13 protein-coding genes are annotated in these 14,359 nt (G+C 67.2%); 7 read left to right on the top strand and 6 right to left on the bottom strand.

Going from position 1 to position 14,359, the window contains the following annotated elements; translation table 11 throughout:
- Nucleotides 1-45 precede the first annotated feature (45 nt).
- The 3 genes from OG897_RS05750 to OG897_RS05740 form a co-directional block, all read right to left on the bottom strand.
- Nucleotides 46-1,515, bottom strand: a complete 1,470-nt coding sequence (locus OG897_RS05750; RefSeq protein ID WP_266653471.1) for a sodium:solute symporter — start codon at nucleotides 1,513-1,515, stop codon at nucleotides 46-48.
- Nucleotides 1,512-1,673, bottom strand: coding sequence for a DUF3311 domain-containing protein (locus OG897_RS05745; protein WP_323188047.1), 162 nt, complete (start codon nucleotides 1,671-1,673; stop codon nucleotides 1,512-1,514). The genes OG897_RS05750 and OG897_RS05745 overlap by 4 nt, the downstream gene beginning before the upstream one ends.
- A gap of 132 nt (nucleotides 1,674-1,805) precedes the next feature.
- Nucleotides 1,806-2,582, bottom strand: a complete 777-nt coding sequence (locus OG897_RS05740) for a class E sortase (protein ID WP_266656595.1) — start codon at nucleotides 2,580-2,582, stop codon at nucleotides 1,806-1,808.
- Nucleotides 2,583-3,136: 554 nt separating this feature from the next.
- Here OG897_RS05740 and OG897_RS05735 point away from each other — a divergent pair.
- The 3 genes from OG897_RS05735 to OG897_RS05725 all read left to right on the top strand — a co-directional run bounded on the left by OG897_RS05735 (nucleotide 3,137) and on the right by OG897_RS05725 (nucleotide 8,398).
- Nucleotides 3,137-4,156, top strand: a complete 1,020-nt coding sequence (locus OG897_RS05735; protein ID WP_266653467.1) for a hypothetical protein — start codon at nucleotides 3,137-3,139, stop codon at nucleotides 4,154-4,156.
- Between the two features lie 166 nt (nucleotides 4,157-4,322).
- Nucleotides 4,323-7,457, top strand: coding sequence for a DUF3427 domain-containing protein (locus tag OG897_RS05730; protein ID WP_266653465.1), 3,135 nt, complete (start codon nucleotides 4,323-4,325; stop codon nucleotides 7,455-7,457).
- A 146-nt stretch (nucleotides 7,458-7,603) separates the two neighbouring features.
- Nucleotides 7,604-8,398: a restriction endonuclease gene (locus OG897_RS05725; protein WP_266653463.1), complete on the top strand. Its 795-nt coding sequence runs from the start codon at nucleotides 7,604-7,606 to the stop codon at nucleotides 8,396-8,398.
- Nucleotides 8,399-8,412: 14 nt separating this feature from the next.
- Here OG897_RS05725 and OG897_RS05720 read toward each other — a convergent pair whose 3' ends face one another.
- Together OG897_RS05720 and OG897_RS05715 are read right to left on the bottom strand one after the other, a co-directional pair.
- Nucleotides 8,413-8,781, bottom strand: a complete 369-nt coding sequence (locus tag OG897_RS05720; RefSeq protein WP_266653461.1) for a hypothetical protein — start codon at nucleotides 8,779-8,781, stop codon at nucleotides 8,413-8,415.
- Nucleotides 8,778-9,416, bottom strand: a complete 639-nt coding sequence (locus OG897_RS05715) for an ATP-binding protein (RefSeq protein WP_266653459.1) — start codon at nucleotides 9,414-9,416, stop codon at nucleotides 8,778-8,780. The genes OG897_RS05720 and OG897_RS05715 overlap by 4 nt, the downstream gene beginning before the upstream one ends.
- 221 nt (nucleotides 9,417-9,637) lie before the next feature.
- Between OG897_RS05715 and OG897_RS05710 the strand changes: the two genes are divergently transcribed.
- From OG897_RS05710 to OG897_RS05695, 4 genes are all read left to right on the top strand, one after another.
- Nucleotides 9,638-10,486 (top strand): helix-turn-helix transcriptional regulator, encoded by an 849-nt coding sequence (locus tag OG897_RS05710; RefSeq protein WP_266653457.1) that lies wholly within the window; start codon nucleotides 9,638-9,640, stop codon nucleotides 10,484-10,486.
- Nucleotides 10,483-10,674: a DUF397 domain-containing protein gene (locus OG897_RS05705; protein WP_266653455.1), complete on the top strand. Its 192-nt coding sequence runs from the start codon at nucleotides 10,483-10,485 to the stop codon at nucleotides 10,672-10,674. Before OG897_RS05710 ends, OG897_RS05705 begins: the two co-directional genes overlap by 4 nt.
- Before the next feature lie 259 nt (nucleotides 10,675-10,933).
- The gene (locus OG897_RS05700) at nucleotides 10,934-11,800 is read left to right on the top strand and encodes an excalibur calcium-binding domain-containing protein (RefSeq protein WP_266653453.1); all 867 of its coding nucleotides are present in this window, start codon (nucleotides 10,934-10,936) and stop codon (nucleotides 11,798-11,800) included.
- A gap of 395 nt (nucleotides 11,801-12,195) precedes the next feature.
- Nucleotides 12,196-12,678, top strand: a complete 483-nt coding sequence (locus OG897_RS05695) for an Ig-like domain-containing protein (RefSeq protein WP_266653451.1) — start codon at nucleotides 12,196-12,198, stop codon at nucleotides 12,676-12,678.
- Between the two features lie 82 nt (nucleotides 12,679-12,760).
- On the opposite strand, the gene OG897_RS05690 is transcribed toward OG897_RS05695, so the two are convergent.
- Complete coding sequence (locus tag OG897_RS05690) at nucleotides 12,761-14,212, bottom strand: DUF445 domain-containing protein (protein WP_266653449.1); 1,452 nt, start codon at nucleotides 14,210-14,212, stop codon at nucleotides 12,761-12,763.
- Nucleotides 14,213-14,359 lie beyond the last annotated feature (147 nt).

Raw genomic sequence — 14,359 nt, 5'->3', positions numbered from 1 at the left:
CGTACCACTCAGCGTGCCACGGTTGTGGCGTCCTTGGCCAGGGGGTCACCCGCGGGCGAGCACCTCGCTGTCGGGCCGCTCGTCGCGTTCACGCGGCCCACCGTAGGAGACGCCGAGCGCGACCAGGAGGTTGAGTGCGAGCGCCACGATTCCCGCGTTCGTCCCCCAGACCGGGTCGTTGCCGGTGAACACCAGCGCGCACACCACCCCCACCCCCACCACGAGCCCGCTGAGCGCCCCGGCCAGCGTGAGCTTCCGCCACAGCAGCCCCAGCAGCAGCATCGGAAGGAGCTGGGCCATGCCCTCGTACGAGATGAGCGACAGCCGCACCAGCGTGTTCGGCGCGGTGTACGTGAGGACGAGCGCGAGGGCCCCCGCGACGACCACGACCACCTGTGACGCGGCCTTCTCCCGGCCCTGCCACCGGGGTACGAGCCCCAGCACGCTCCGCCCCCACATGGTCCCGATGACCAGCATGAACACGGCCATCGGCACGATCGAGGACAGCGCGGCGGCAACCCCCACCACCCCCACCAGCCACGCGGGCAGCGAGTCGACGACCAGCTTGAACAGCGCGAGGTTGGAGTCCGCGCCGGTCAGCCCCGGCACCACGAAGAGCGCCGCGATGCCGAGCAGCATCGGCACGAACAGCAGCACGTTGTACGCGGGCAGCCACATGGCGTTCCGCCGCAGCCCGTCCGCGGACCGCGCCCCGAGATACCCCGCCACGGTCGTCGGGAAGATGACGACGGTCAGCGAATTCAGGAAGGACGTCGTGATGAACCACCACTGCCCGAACCCGCTCTCCCCGTGCCCGGGAAACGTCAGCCACTCCGCCTTCTCCGCCACGACCCGCTCAAGGAACGGCTCGTATCCCCCGAAATAATGCAGCGGTACGTAAACGGCCAGGAACGCGAGCGTCAGAATCACCAGCGCGTCCTTCAGCACCGAGACCCAGGCGCTCCCCCTGAGCCCGCTCACGACCACGAATCCAACAGTCACCGCGAATCCGATGAAATAGGCCCAGTTGAGACTGATGGCGCCATAGGAAATGGTCGATACGACCACTCCCATCCCGGTGATCTGCAATTGGATGTACGGCAGCAGGAACACCGAAGCCAGCACGGCGACAAGCGCCCCGACCCACTTCCTCCCGTACCGGTGGGCCACCATGTCGGTGATACCGACCAGTTCGTGCTTGCGCGCATACGCCCACAGCATCGGCCCGACCACGTACCCCACCGCGTAACCGCACGACATGTACGCGACGACGTACAGCACCGGAGCCCCGTAGTTGTACCCCCATCCCGCGGCCCCGAGATAACTGAAACTCGTGTATCCCTCACCGGCCATGAGCACCCAGATGAAGACGGCGCCCAGGCTCCGCCCGCCCACGGACCACTCGGCGAGCCCGCCCCCGCCGCCCCCGCGACCGCGCATGGCGAGCAGCCCGAGCCCCACCGTCCCCACCATGAAGGCGCCAAAGATGGACGTGGCCACCACAGCAGAACTCATCGCCTGTGGTCCCCCCGCCAGGTCAACCACACGGCGAGGGGCGTCAGGAGCGTCGCCCCCAGCAGCCACACGAACAGGAACGGCAGCCCGAGAACGACCGGTTCCACCCGGTTCACGAGCGGCAGCGCACCCAGGTACAGGACATAGGGCACACCCAGCCACAGCAAGTGCGGCCGCCGCCGCAGCACATGTGCCCGAGGGCCCCCGTCCGGCTCCGGCTCCGGCTCCGGCTCCGGCACTGTCACCGGCGCCCCGTCTTCACGATGATCATCACTAACCACGCCGAGACCCTAGCCCCCCGGCCCCTGCCGGGGCGCCATCCGCGCCAGCTTCGCCCACACCACGAGCCGGTACCGGGACGTGAACTCCGGCGTGCAGGTGGTGAGCGTGAGGTAGTACCCCGGCTCGCTGAACCCCCGCCCCGGCTTCACCGCACTGCGCGGAACGGCCGCGACGACCCCGACGTCCCGGGCCGACGTCTGCGCCACACCCCCACTCACCACATACGTATAAACAGCCCCTCGCGTCTCCACGACCACCTCGTCCCCCACCTCCAGCCGGTTGACGTACCGGAACGGCTCCCCGTGCGTGTTCCGGTGCCCTGCCAGGGCGAAGTTCCCCGCCTCGCCCGGCTGCGCGGTCCCCGGGTAGTGCCCGACATACCCCTTGTCCAGCACCCCCCGCTTCCCGACCCCCTCGGCCACCGGTGCCACGACCCCCGCCCGGGGGATCCGTATCACCGCGTACGCCTGATCCCACCGAGGCGACGTGGACGGCCGGGGAACCTTCCCGACCGGCCGTCCGCCCCGCGTCGGCACTTCGACACCCGGGCGCGAACCCTCCCCGCCCCCCGCACCCACACTCGCACTCGCACTCGCACCCGCACCCGCACCCGCACCCGCACCCGCCGAAGCCTGACCGTCCTCCGGCCCGCCCACGGGCACGTCCTCCCCCGCCCCGGCCTCCCCGGAGTCGGCCCACTCCTCGACCAGCACCCGCACGGTCTCCTCGGCGCCGCTCCGCGCCTCCCGGTTCGTCCACCACACCTGATGCACCACCAACAGCATCAGCACCACCCCGCACGTCACCACCACCTCCCCGCCCACCCACAACCACCGGGCCGCCCCCACCGCCCGGACCCGCCCCCGCGCATCCCCCACCCGCCGCCCCACGGGCCTCCGGCCCCGCCACCCCAGCCCCGTACGCGACACGGCCCGCCTCAGCCCGGTGGGCAGCAGGGCGACACAGGTGGGCACAGGGCGGCCCCCGCCCGGGCGCGCGGCCCCGCCCCGCACCCGCACCCCCGACTCCGGCCGCCCCCACCTCCGCACCCCGCCACCTCCCCACTCGGCCCACCCCACCCCGTACGACAAGGACAAGCCCCAAAGAAGACCAGGCCAGCAAAGAAAACCGGGCCCGCAAAGAAAACCGGGCCCGCAAGATAGCCCCCGCCCTCTCAACTCACCACCCCCCAAGGCGACGTTCCCCCGTCCCCCCACCGGGGAACGCTCCCCCCATGCACACCCCCACCCCCTCCCCGGCACCCTCCCCCGCCTCCTCCCCGAACCCGCCCCCGCAGCTCCCTCTCACCCGCGCCCCTTACCGCAGTACGGTGTCCCCCATGCGCCCCGACACGCCTTCGCCCGCCGACCACACGACCGAAGCCGAGCGTCTGCTGCGCACCGCGGCGCAGTACCCGGAGGACCAGGAGCCCCTTCTCCTCCAGGCGGCGGCCCACCTCGAACTCGCCGGAGACCGGGCCCGCGCCGCCACCCTCTACGACCAGCTCCTCACGGCCCCCACCGCCGAGAGCACCCCCCTCATCAAGGCCCTCAAAGCGGCCAACCTCTGGGAGTACGGTCACGAGGCCGAGGCCCGCGCGATCATCGACGGCATCCGCACGTCGGCCCCCCGCGCCCCCGAGCCCTGGGTGGTCCTCGCCGAAGCCCTCGAAAACCACGACGAGCTTCCGCAGGCCCACGACGCCTACACCACCGCCCTCACCCTCCTCGTGAACCCCTCCGAGGAAGTCCCGTACGCGACCCGCCCCCTCCTCACCGGCCGCCACCGCGTCCGCCGCATGCTGGGCAAGGCCCACGACAGCTGGGACGCCCTGGCGGACACGGTCAACCCGGCCTCCGTCCCCCTCGACGAACTCCACGACCCGAAGCGCCTCTGGGCCCTCGGCTCCTCCGACCCCGCCGAACTCCGCGCCGAGATCACCCGCCTCCAGGCAGAACTCGGCAGCTACCGCGCCGCACTCTCCCGCCCCTTCCCGGTGGCCCTCCTCCACTGGCCGGCCACCGAGTACGCCGAACTCCTCTCCACCCACCCCACCCTGGCCGCCGAATACCCGCCCACCCACGCCGAGCACCTGGCCACCCTGGAGTCCTCCCTGCGCGAACTGTCCTCGGCAGGCACCCCCAACCTCGGCGTCGTCACGGGCTCCATCCCCTCCTACGAAGCCTTCGCCGCCTCCGAACGCACCTCCCCCGACTCCCCCTCCCTCCTCGCCGAATACGCCACCACCCTGGCCGCGAGGGGCCGCGCCGTCCCCTGGCCCCCCACCGCTTCAGCCTCCTGCTGGTGCGGCTCGAACACCCCGTACCGGGACTGCCACGGAGTACCGAACCCGGCCTGAGCCGACCCACCACTGCGGCCCCACCCGACGAAAACCTCGTCCTCCAGGGGCCGCACACCGGCACAAGGTCACACCAGCCAAGGACTCACCCTGAGCATCGATGACTGAATCTCTTGTCGGTGGCACCTGTTATTAATCAAGGTGTCGACTCACAGGAGGCCACAGCGTGACCGCAGCGATCAGCGCATCCCAACCCGCGCCCGGAATCTACGAGCAGTTGATCACTCTCCGGCTCACCCAACAGCTGAAGGACCTTGAGGTCGGCGGCTGGCGGGCGATCGACGGCGACGTCGGTGCCGAGTCAACACCCCATGTACTGGCCCGACATGTAGCGGAAACCGTGCGCCAGCTGCTGCACAACCTGCCTGCTGCCGACCGCGTCCACGCGGCCAACCACATCCTTGAGTCCATCGGCACGCTCGAAGGAGCTCGCGAATGGGTCGACTTGATCGCGGACGGCCCGCGCCAACTCCTCTCCATCGCCGAGGAAGAGGCACCCGGGGTCTACGCGATCCGGCCCGCCACTCCTCTCTCCGAGACCGCACTGATCACCAACTCCCCCGAAGACCCCAACCTCGGCTTCGAGTTGCGCGCCGAACTAGCGACGGCCGACCGGGTCGACCTGCTCTGCGCCTTCGTGAAGTGGCACGGCTTGCGGGTCCTGGAGCAATCCCTGAAGTCTGCTCGCGAACGGGGCATCCCGATCAGGGTCATCACGACGACCTACATCGGCGCCACCGAGCGACGCGCCCTCGACCGTCTCGTCCAGGAATTCGGCGCCGAGGTGAAGATCAACTACGAACTTCGGTCGACCCGTTTGCACGCCAAGGCATGGCTCTTCCGGCGCAACAGCGGGTACGACACCGCGTACGTCGGCAGCTCCAACCTGTCCAAGGCGGCACTGCTCGAAGGTCTCGAATGGAACGTGAGGCTCTCCTCCGTCGCCACCCCGGCCGTCCTACGGAAGTTCGAGGCGACCTTCGACTCGTACTGGAGCGAGGCCGCCTTCGAGTCATACGACCCTGAACGCGACGGGGACCGGCTGACCGAGGCACTACGCGCGGCCTCCGGCAAGATGGGGCAGCCTGGCGAGCGCCGCATCCAGCTCTCCGGCCTCGACGTTCGGCCCTACCCGCATCAGCGGGACATGCTGGAGCGACTGGAAGTGGAACGCACGGTCCACGACCGGCACCGCAACCTGCTCGTCGCTGCCACCGGCACGGGCAAGACCGTCATGGCCGCACTCGACTACAAGCACCTGCGGCAGAAGCTGGGACGCGACCTACGGCTCCTCTTCGTCGCGCACCGCCAGGAGATCTTGCAGCAGTCCCTTCGTACGTATCAAGACGTCCTCAACGATGCCGAGTTCGGGGAGCTTCTCACCGGGAACGACAACCCCGAACGGTGGACGCATGTCTTCGCGAGCGTCCAGTCGCTTCACCCGCGCACGCTGGAGCAGCTCTCGGCCGATCACTTCGACGTGATCGTGATCGACGAATTCCACCACGGCACAGCCCCCACGTACCGACGCATCATCGACCACTTCCTCCCCGAAGAGCTCCTCGGCCTGACAGCAACTCCCGAGCGCATGGACGGGAAGAACATCCAGGACGAGTTCTTCGACGGCCGGATCGCGGCGGAGATGCGTCTCTGGGAGGCCCTGGAAAATGAACTCCTCAGCCCCTTCCACTACTTCGGTATCACCGACAACACCGACATGCGGGCGGTGGAGTGGAAGGGCGGCGGTTACGTCGCCAGCTCACTCAGCAACGTCTTCACGGGCAACGACGCTCGGGCTCGCCTCGTCATCAAGGCCGTACAGGACAAGGTGTTGGACCCCGGCTCGATGCGAGCCCTGGGCTTCTGTGTGTCCGTCGCCCATGCACACTTCATGGCGGACGCCTTCCGCCGGGCGGGCCTCGGTGCAGCGGCCCTGTCAGGTGAGAACACCCGCACCGAACGGCAGCAGGCCCTCGCCGATCTCCGCAACGGCAAGCTCCACGTCATCTTCTCGGTCGACCTGTTCAACGAGGGATTGGACGTCCCCGACGTCGACACTCTGCTCCTGCTGCGTCCCACCTCCAGCGCTACGGTCTTCCTCCAGCAATTGGGGCGCGGCCTCCGTCGTAGCGAGGACAAGGCGGTCCTGACCGTCCTCGACTTCATTGGCCAGCACCGCAAGGAATTCCGCTTCGAGAACCAGTTCCGGGCGCTCACCAACCTGACCCGCAAGCGCCTTCAGCAGAGCATCGAGGACGACTTCCCTCAGCTCCCTTCGGGTTGCCAGATCATCCTGGAGCCCAAGGCCAAGAAGTTGATCGTGGAGAACATCAAGAACCAGCTCGGCGTGAACGTCACCGCCCTCGCGCGCGAGGTCGCGTCCTACGGCGAAGTGCGCTTGGCCACGTATCTCGATGAGAGCGGCCGTGAACTGAAGGAGCTCTACCGTGGAAACGGCAACTCCTGGACGAGACTCCTCCGACGCGCTGGACTCCTCGATGGACCGGAGCCCGAAGGAGAGGCGGCTCTCCTCAAGCGCATGCCGTCATTCCTGCACGTAGACGATCCGGTGCGAGTAGCCGTCTACTCGAAGCTGCTGCGCGACGAAGCTCCGTCGTACGCCGACCTACCCGAGCAAGAGCAGGCATACGCACGTATGTTGTTCTTCTCCCTGTGGCCCCTTAGCGGCTTCGACAGTTACGAAGCGGGCTTCGCATCGCTGCACCTCCAGCCTGCGGTACGCGACGAACTCCTCCAGGTCTTGGCCTACAACCTGGCCCACACCGAGCACGTTCCCCGCCCGCTGGAGGGCGAGCTCGCCGGTCTCCCTCTCACCGTGCACGGGTCGTACTCGCGCGAGGAGATCCTCCCTGCCCTCGGCCAGTCCACCTACAACAAGTTCCTCCCCGGGCATTTCCGGGAAGGCGTCAAATGGTGCGAGAGCTTCAAGACGGACGCTCTTCTCATCACCCTCGAAAAAGACGAGAAGGACTTCTCGCCGGAAACCCGCTACCGCGACTACGCGATGAGCGAGACAAGGTTCCACTGGGAGTCCCAGAACCAGACGTCAGAGACGTCACCAACAGGCCAGCGCTACCAGCAGCATGCCTCCGAGGGCAGCCACGTCCTTCTCTTCGCCCGCCGCTACAAGACCACGGACATCGGCAGCTCTCAGCCTTGGATGCTGCTGGGCCCTGCCGAGTACGTACGCCACGAAGGAAGCAAGCCGATGGCCATCACCTGGGATCTGGAACATCCGCTTCCCCCCGAGGTGTTGACCTATTCGGCGATTGCTGCATAGGAAACATACGAAGACGACCAGCCATACACAGGGGGCCTACGTTGCAAGAAGTCACCGGAGCACCCGTACGCAGACGAGAACTCCATACCCGCTACGGAGGACGCCAGCAGGGGGGAATTAGTCCTTCACGGCAGAGCCCCCGAGTCATGCTCTTCACCGACCCTTCTCGTGGCCACCCCAACGGCTACTTCGACGGGTGGGGCGACGACGGGTGCTTCCACTACACCGGTGAGGGACGGTACGGGGACCAGCGCATGATCCAAGGGAACCTCGCGGTGCTGACTCATACGGATCAGAACCGCACGATCCACCTCTACCGATCCATCTCCAGCGGAGTAGTGGCCCTCGTCGGAGAATTCACGCTGGACTCGCAACGCCCTTGGTACACAACCGATGCCCCCGACAGGGATGGCGATATCCGCAGCGTCATCATGTTTCGGCTGCGTCCCATAGACGTGTCACCATCCACAGCGGAGATCCCCTTCACTCCGCCGCAGCAGACCCTTGTAGAAGACGTTGAAGTAGAACAACTCCATGTCGAGTCCATGGCCGTCAACCCCAGCAGCGTTCCACGGCTAGCAGATCGGAACGAGGCCAAGCTGGTCCGGGCGTACCGTCGCTACCTACGCTCGCAAGGCCATTCCGTAGGCCGTAAGAGGATTCTCCCGTCCGGAGAGATCAAGCCCCTCTACACCGATCTCTTCGACAGTACTCAGAACCTCTTGATCGAGGCGAAGGGAACCGTCACACGTGAGGCAGTCCGCATGGCCATAGGTCAACTCTTCGACTACCGGCGGTACATAGACCCGCGTCCGGACATAGCGCTCCTCCTCCCGTCGCGCCCACGAGCCGACCTCATACAGCTCTGTCACTCCGACGAAGTTGCCGCGTTCGCCATATGGCCCAAAGGAGAGAAATTTGAAAGCAGCCGCACTCTGTAGCGGCCTCTTTACCTTCAACGGAACTTCTCCGCGTTGACCGCCTTGCAATAGTCCATCTTGAGCACCTCTACGATCTCTTCAATCCGTGAGAGTACGTACATGACCGCCTCTTCCCCGTATGCACCCAACGGTGGCGCCACCTCGCTCCACTGCACCGGTGCGGAAGTAGCGACCACGTTGGCGGCAACTTCTACTCCCACGAGGAAGGCGTCATCCCGACTCCCGGTGGAGACCAGCGGATACACCGTCACTTCCCACAAATCCCCTACACTCTGGACGGACTTGATAAGGAACCAGAGGCTGCTGGTGTCGTGGAGTTGATACGAAGCATCGCCGAGTTCCGCCAAGAACTCGGCGATGCGAATGGGCGCGTACGCCATCATCCGGCCCGCCTGCACTCGGCGACGTAGTGATCTTGCGCGTGCTCCAATACCGCCACTGGGTCACTCCCCTGGACCATCAAGCAGTACAGCAGGTCTGCGATGAGTGAAGTCGCCGAGTCTTCCAGCACGGGAACTCTCGTCAGGCTGAGGTCCACCACCCCCTCATCCCCTCGGTAGGCCACCAGAGCCGCCAGCGCCCGTTCCACCTTCCAGCGTTGCCCGCACGCAGCCATCGAAAATTCACACCACACCGCCTTACCTGTTGCCGTCTGCACCGTTCCCCAGTCCAGCGCCATGCCGACCAGCAGGTGAAGACCACGCCCGCACTCCGCACCACACTCAGGCTCACCGAAGATCGGAGGCTGGTGGCTCGTGTCGTGCACCTCGACTCGCAGCGTCGCAGCACTCGCTTCCATGACCAGGGTCGCCGCGGAACGTTCACCCACGTGCTTGATGACGTTCGTCGCAAGCTCGGTGACCGCCAACTCCACCTCATCAGCGAGGTCGAACGCGCTCCACTGCCGGAGGTGTTCGCGCACCGACCTGCGGAGCACTCGCATCTCTGCCGGTTTCGCTTCGAAGGCCAGCACACAGCGGGCCGGGGATCGGGTGATGGTGACTGCGTTGTCGCGCATGGCCGCACTCCCTCTCGTAGCCACGACAGCAATGCACATGCCGTATCCATACGACTGCGCTGCGTAGCGATACGTCTGCGAGTATGGCCCGTGAGAAGTCACCTCGTGCAACTTCTCACGAAAACTTCCCTCGAAAGGCTCGCGGGGAAGGCAACTTCGAGTGAAATATCCATAGTTGAGGAGACCGCTGGGTCGCCCAGCGAGCAGAGATCGGAGACCCCGTGCCCACCGGACCCACCACACGCAGACGCCAACTCGGCGCAACACTCCGCAAGTTGCGCGAACGAAGAGACATGACATTGGAGGAAGCCGGAAAACTGATCGGCGTCTCCAAGGCCACCATCAGCCGTTACGAGACGAAAGAGGGGCCCATCAAGTGGCCGATCGCCGATGCCCTTTGCAGGTCCTACGGCGCCAGCGACGTTGAACGCGAAGCGATCATCGCCCTTGCGAAGGAAGCCCGGGTCCAAGGTTGGTGGACCTCGCTGGGCAGCAAGATCCCCGAGTCAATGAACTTCCTTCTGACGCTCGAAGACGAGGCCCTCCAGGAGAACCACTTCGCCTGCGCCTACGTTCCCGGCCTCCTCCAGACCCGCGGATACGCAGAGGCAATCGTCAGGGCCTCCGACATGCGTCAGCCCGCCAAGGAAGTGGAACGTCAGGTCAGCATCCGCCTGAAGCGCCAAGAGATCCTCAAGCGTTCCACGCCTCCGCACATCTGGGCCGTCCTGGACGAGTCCGTGATCCGGCGCTGCGTTGGCAGCACCAGCACCATGCGGAGTCAACTGGACTACCTCTTGGCCTGCGCGGATGCCCCTCATGTGACCCTACAAATCCTGCCGTTCGCCTCCGGCGCCCACGCTTCCGCCATGGGCAGCTTCGTTATCCTGGGCGGCCAACAACCCTCCCTGGACGTCGTGTACCTGGACATTCTCACGGGGGCGCTCTTCCTTGAGAAGGAGGAAGAGTTGGACCGCTACCGCCAGGCATTCGATTACCTGCGCGCACAGGCACTCGACATCACCGCCTCGGCGGCGCTGATCAAGAGAGCCCACAAGGAGATGTCATGACGAACGATGCCCTTGACTGGTTCAAGTCCTCGTACAGCGGGGGTGCGAACACCGAGTGCGTAGAGGTCGCGGGCACACAAGCTGGGACTGCCATACGAGACAGCAAGGCCAGGGGAGGCCCAAGGCTCGCGTTCAACGATGACTCTTGGGTCCAGTTCGTCGACGCCCTCCGAAGCAACAGGCTGTAGCCCCGCAAGAAGCCCCCGAAGCCTGAGTTTCGATGAGCGAGCCATCAATTTGAGCCATCAACGCAAGTCCCCGAGCACCGCTTCGAGTTGTAGACGCTCGGCCTGAGCTGGGAGTGGCCGGTGTGGGACAGGAGATGAACGGGAGTAGGAAGGGCTAAACAACCTCTTCTGGCCAACTATTCACTGTTTGGGCACTTGATCTCCACATCACTGTCATCATCGGCCCCTCGGTTCACTTCTGATGCCTTGGGGGCTCACGTTGTTGGGGATACGTATGGGTGGTGCGCGGCAGCGTGCGGTGACGGCGGGTGGGGTGGTCGTGGTGGCGGCGGTGACGTTGGCCGGGTGTGGGGGTGGCACCCCGGTGGACGCCAAGCCGGTGGGGGGTGCGTCCACGCCGACGGCGGCGGAGCCGTCGGCCACGGAGGCGGCGCCGACGCCGACGCCCGCAGGGGGTGTGCTCGGGCTCATCGATGACACCGCGAGGGTGAAGAGCGTCAAAGCGGTGGTCGTGGACGTGCTGGCGAACGACACCTTCAAAGCTCCGGGTGGCGGCGACGCCGAAGCCTTCAAGAAGGCGGTGCAGAAGGGGGAGTTCACCTTGGCGCTGGAGGCTCAGCCGACTGCGGGGACGGCCGTCGTCAGTGCGGGTGGGAGCAGCTTCACGTACACGCCGCAGGTGGGGTACGGAGGTGCGGACGAGTTCACGTACAAGGTGACCGTCGAGGGCGTCAGCGGTACGGCCGTCGTGCGGCTGACGGTATCCGCGCCCAAGCCCCCGCCCGTGAAGACGAAGAAGCCCGCGCCGCCGGTCCGCTACAAGAACTGTGCCGCGGTACGTGCCGCCGGTGCCGCGCCGATCAACGAGGGGGACCCCGGCTACGCGCGGCACCTCGACCGGGACGGGGACGGGGTGGGCTGTGAGCCGTACGAAGGTGGAACCGGTGGGACCGGCGGGGGCTCGGGGTCCGGTGGGAGTAGCACCTCCGGGGGGAGTGGGGGCGGCAACGCCTCCTACAAGAACTGCTCCGCCGTGCGCGCCGCCGGTGCCGCGCCCATCCGGCGGGGCGACCCCGGGTACGGGCGCCACCTCGACCGGGATGGTGACGGGGTCGGGTGTGAGTAGGCGGAGGTAGGCAGGCTCCGCTTTGAGGGTCGAGGCACGTCGGACGGGTTGCCCCTCGGGGCGGGGCAGCCCCCGGCGCAGGGGTGGTCGATCGCGCGCCTGGCGGGAATGCGTACCTTCATCGGCACGAGGCGTGCGGGGGCGGACCGGAGTGGGCGGGAGGCCGGGCGGCAGGCTGGAGCGAAGGTGGGTTTCGGCCGGTTTGGGCGGCGACTTTTGGTCATTGAGCGACCCCTCCCGTGCCCCTCCCCTGCCGCACTGTCATCATCAGCCTCTTAGCTAGCTTTCGAATGCCCGGACGAATGATGGATTTCGGGTCGAATGCCTCTGGGGGGCACATGCAGTGGGTGAGAGGTGCCGCTCGTCGGCAGGCCGTGATCGTCAGTGGGGCCGCCATGACCGTGGCCGTGGCGCTGGTCGGGTGCGAGGCGAACGCGGCCGACTCGAAGCCCGGGGCCGCGGGAGCGAGTGACGGAGTCGTCGCGCAGGCGGCGAAGGCCGGGCCGCCGTGGATGCAGCTCGTCGACGACGCGGACGACACGGAAGGGGGCGAGAAGGTCGTGGTCGAGGTCCTGAAGAACGACACCCTCGCCCCGGCCGGTATGCCCGCCGCCCCCTTCCTCGGGGCCGCGGAGACGTCCGACTACGAGCTCACCCTCCACACCAAACCCCGGCACGGGAAAGCCTCCCTCAAGGGCAACCGCGTCACCTACACGCCGTCCCCCTCCTACATCGGCGAGGACGACTTCATGTACGAGGTGAAGATGAAGGGGATGAAGGGGAAGTCGGTGGGCGCCAAGCCCGTGAAGGGAACCGCCGTCGTACGGATCACCATGAACACCGCCGCCCCCGGCGCTGCCAAGGCCAAGAAGGGCTAGTACGGGCCGGTAGGCGCGGTGGGCCAGGCGGGGCGGGTGAGGCCGTACCGCCCCGGCGTCGTAGCGGTCGTGCGGCGTGGTGTCAGGCGCCGAAAGCCTTTGACGCCGTGTAGATGAGGAGGCCGACCAGGGCGCCGACCACCGTTCCGTTGATGCGGATGAACTGGAGGTCGCGGCCGATGTGGGCCTCGATCTTGCGGGAGGTGTGGGTGGCGTCCCAGCCCGCGACCGTGTCCGTGATCAGGGACGTGATCTCGGAGCGGTAGGTGGTGATGACGTACACCGCCGCCCCCTCGACCCAGCCTTCGAGCTTGCGCTGGAGGCGGCCGTCCGTGGCCAGGCGGGTGCCCAGGGAGATCAGGGAGGCGCGGACGCGGAGGCGGAGTTCGGAACGGTCGTCGTCGGCGGCGGCGAGGATCATGGCGCGGACCGCCGACCACGCGGAGGCGATGACGTCCTGGACCTCGGGGCGGTTGAGGATCTCGGCCTTGAGGCGCTCGGTGCGGGCGCGGGTCTCGGTGTCCGACTGGAGGTCGGTGGCGAAGTCGGCGAGGAAGCGGTCGATGGCTCCTCGGGCGGGGTGGGTCGGCATGTCCCGTATCTCCGTGACGAAGCGGAGCAGCTCGCGGTAGACGCGGTCGCCGATCTTGCGGTCCACGAAGCGGGGGGTCCAGCCGGGGGCACCGCCCTGGACCGCGTCCATGACGGAGTCGCCGTGTTCGACGAGCCAGTCGTGGGCGCGGGTGCAGATCAGGTCCACCGCACGGTGGTGGGCGCCGTCGGCGACCACCTTGTCGAGGGCCTTGCCCAGGCCGGGGGCGATCTCGGCGGATTCGGCGCGGCGGGTGATGGCCTCGCCGACCACCGCTTGCACGTCGGAGTCGCGGAGGATCGTGAGCGCACCGCGCAGGGCCGTGGCGAGCTCCTCGGTGACGCGGTCGGCGTGGGCCGGGTCGGCGAGCCAGGCGCCCAGGCGGCCGCCCATGTCGAGGGGGGCCAGGCGGGCGCGGATGACCTCCTCGGAGAGGAAGTTCTCGCCGACGAACTCGGCCAGGGAAACGCCTAGTTGATCCTTCTTGGTGGGGATGATGGCGGTGTGCGGGATGGGGATGCCCAGGGGGTGCTTGAAGAGGGCCGTGACGGCGAACCAGTCCGCCATCGCACCCACCATTCCGGCCTCCGCCGCCGCCGCGACATAGCCCGCCCAGCCGCCGAGCCCGCTGTGCTGCGCCCATTTGGCCAGGACGTACACGAGCGCGACGAAGAGGAGCAGGCCGGTGGCCGTCGCCTTCATGCGGCGTACGCCCCGCTGCTTCTCCTCGTCGGCCTCGCTGAAGGCGAAGGGCTGGCGGGGGGAGGCAGGAGGGGTGGGGCGGGGGGCGGAGTGGGCAGGCTTCTCGTCCGGGGTGCCGCCGGAAGTGTGCCCCGGGCCCGGTCCGCGATCGGGCTTCGCCGCCGGGCCGGGGCCCGGGTTCTGCTCGGGTCCCCGTTCGGAGGCAAGCGTTCCGTTGTCTTTACGTTCCATACGTTCCATGCGTTCCATGCGTTCCGCCCATTGCCCTTCGCCCGTCGCCCTTCGCCGGTCCGGCCTCGTGCCGTCCGTCCTGCTGCCCGGTCCGGTCCGGTCCGATCTGGTCCGGTCGTACAGGAGCTCCGTACTCCTAGGACCCCTCAGCACAGT

Source organism: Streptomyces sp. NBC_00237 (genome assembly GCF_026342435.1).
Lineage (GTDB): Bacteria > Actinomycetota > Actinomycetes > Streptomycetales > Streptomycetaceae > Streptomyces.
The sequence above is the reverse complement of the archived record's forward strand: the minus strand, read 5'-3'. Positions and strand labels throughout refer to the sequence as shown.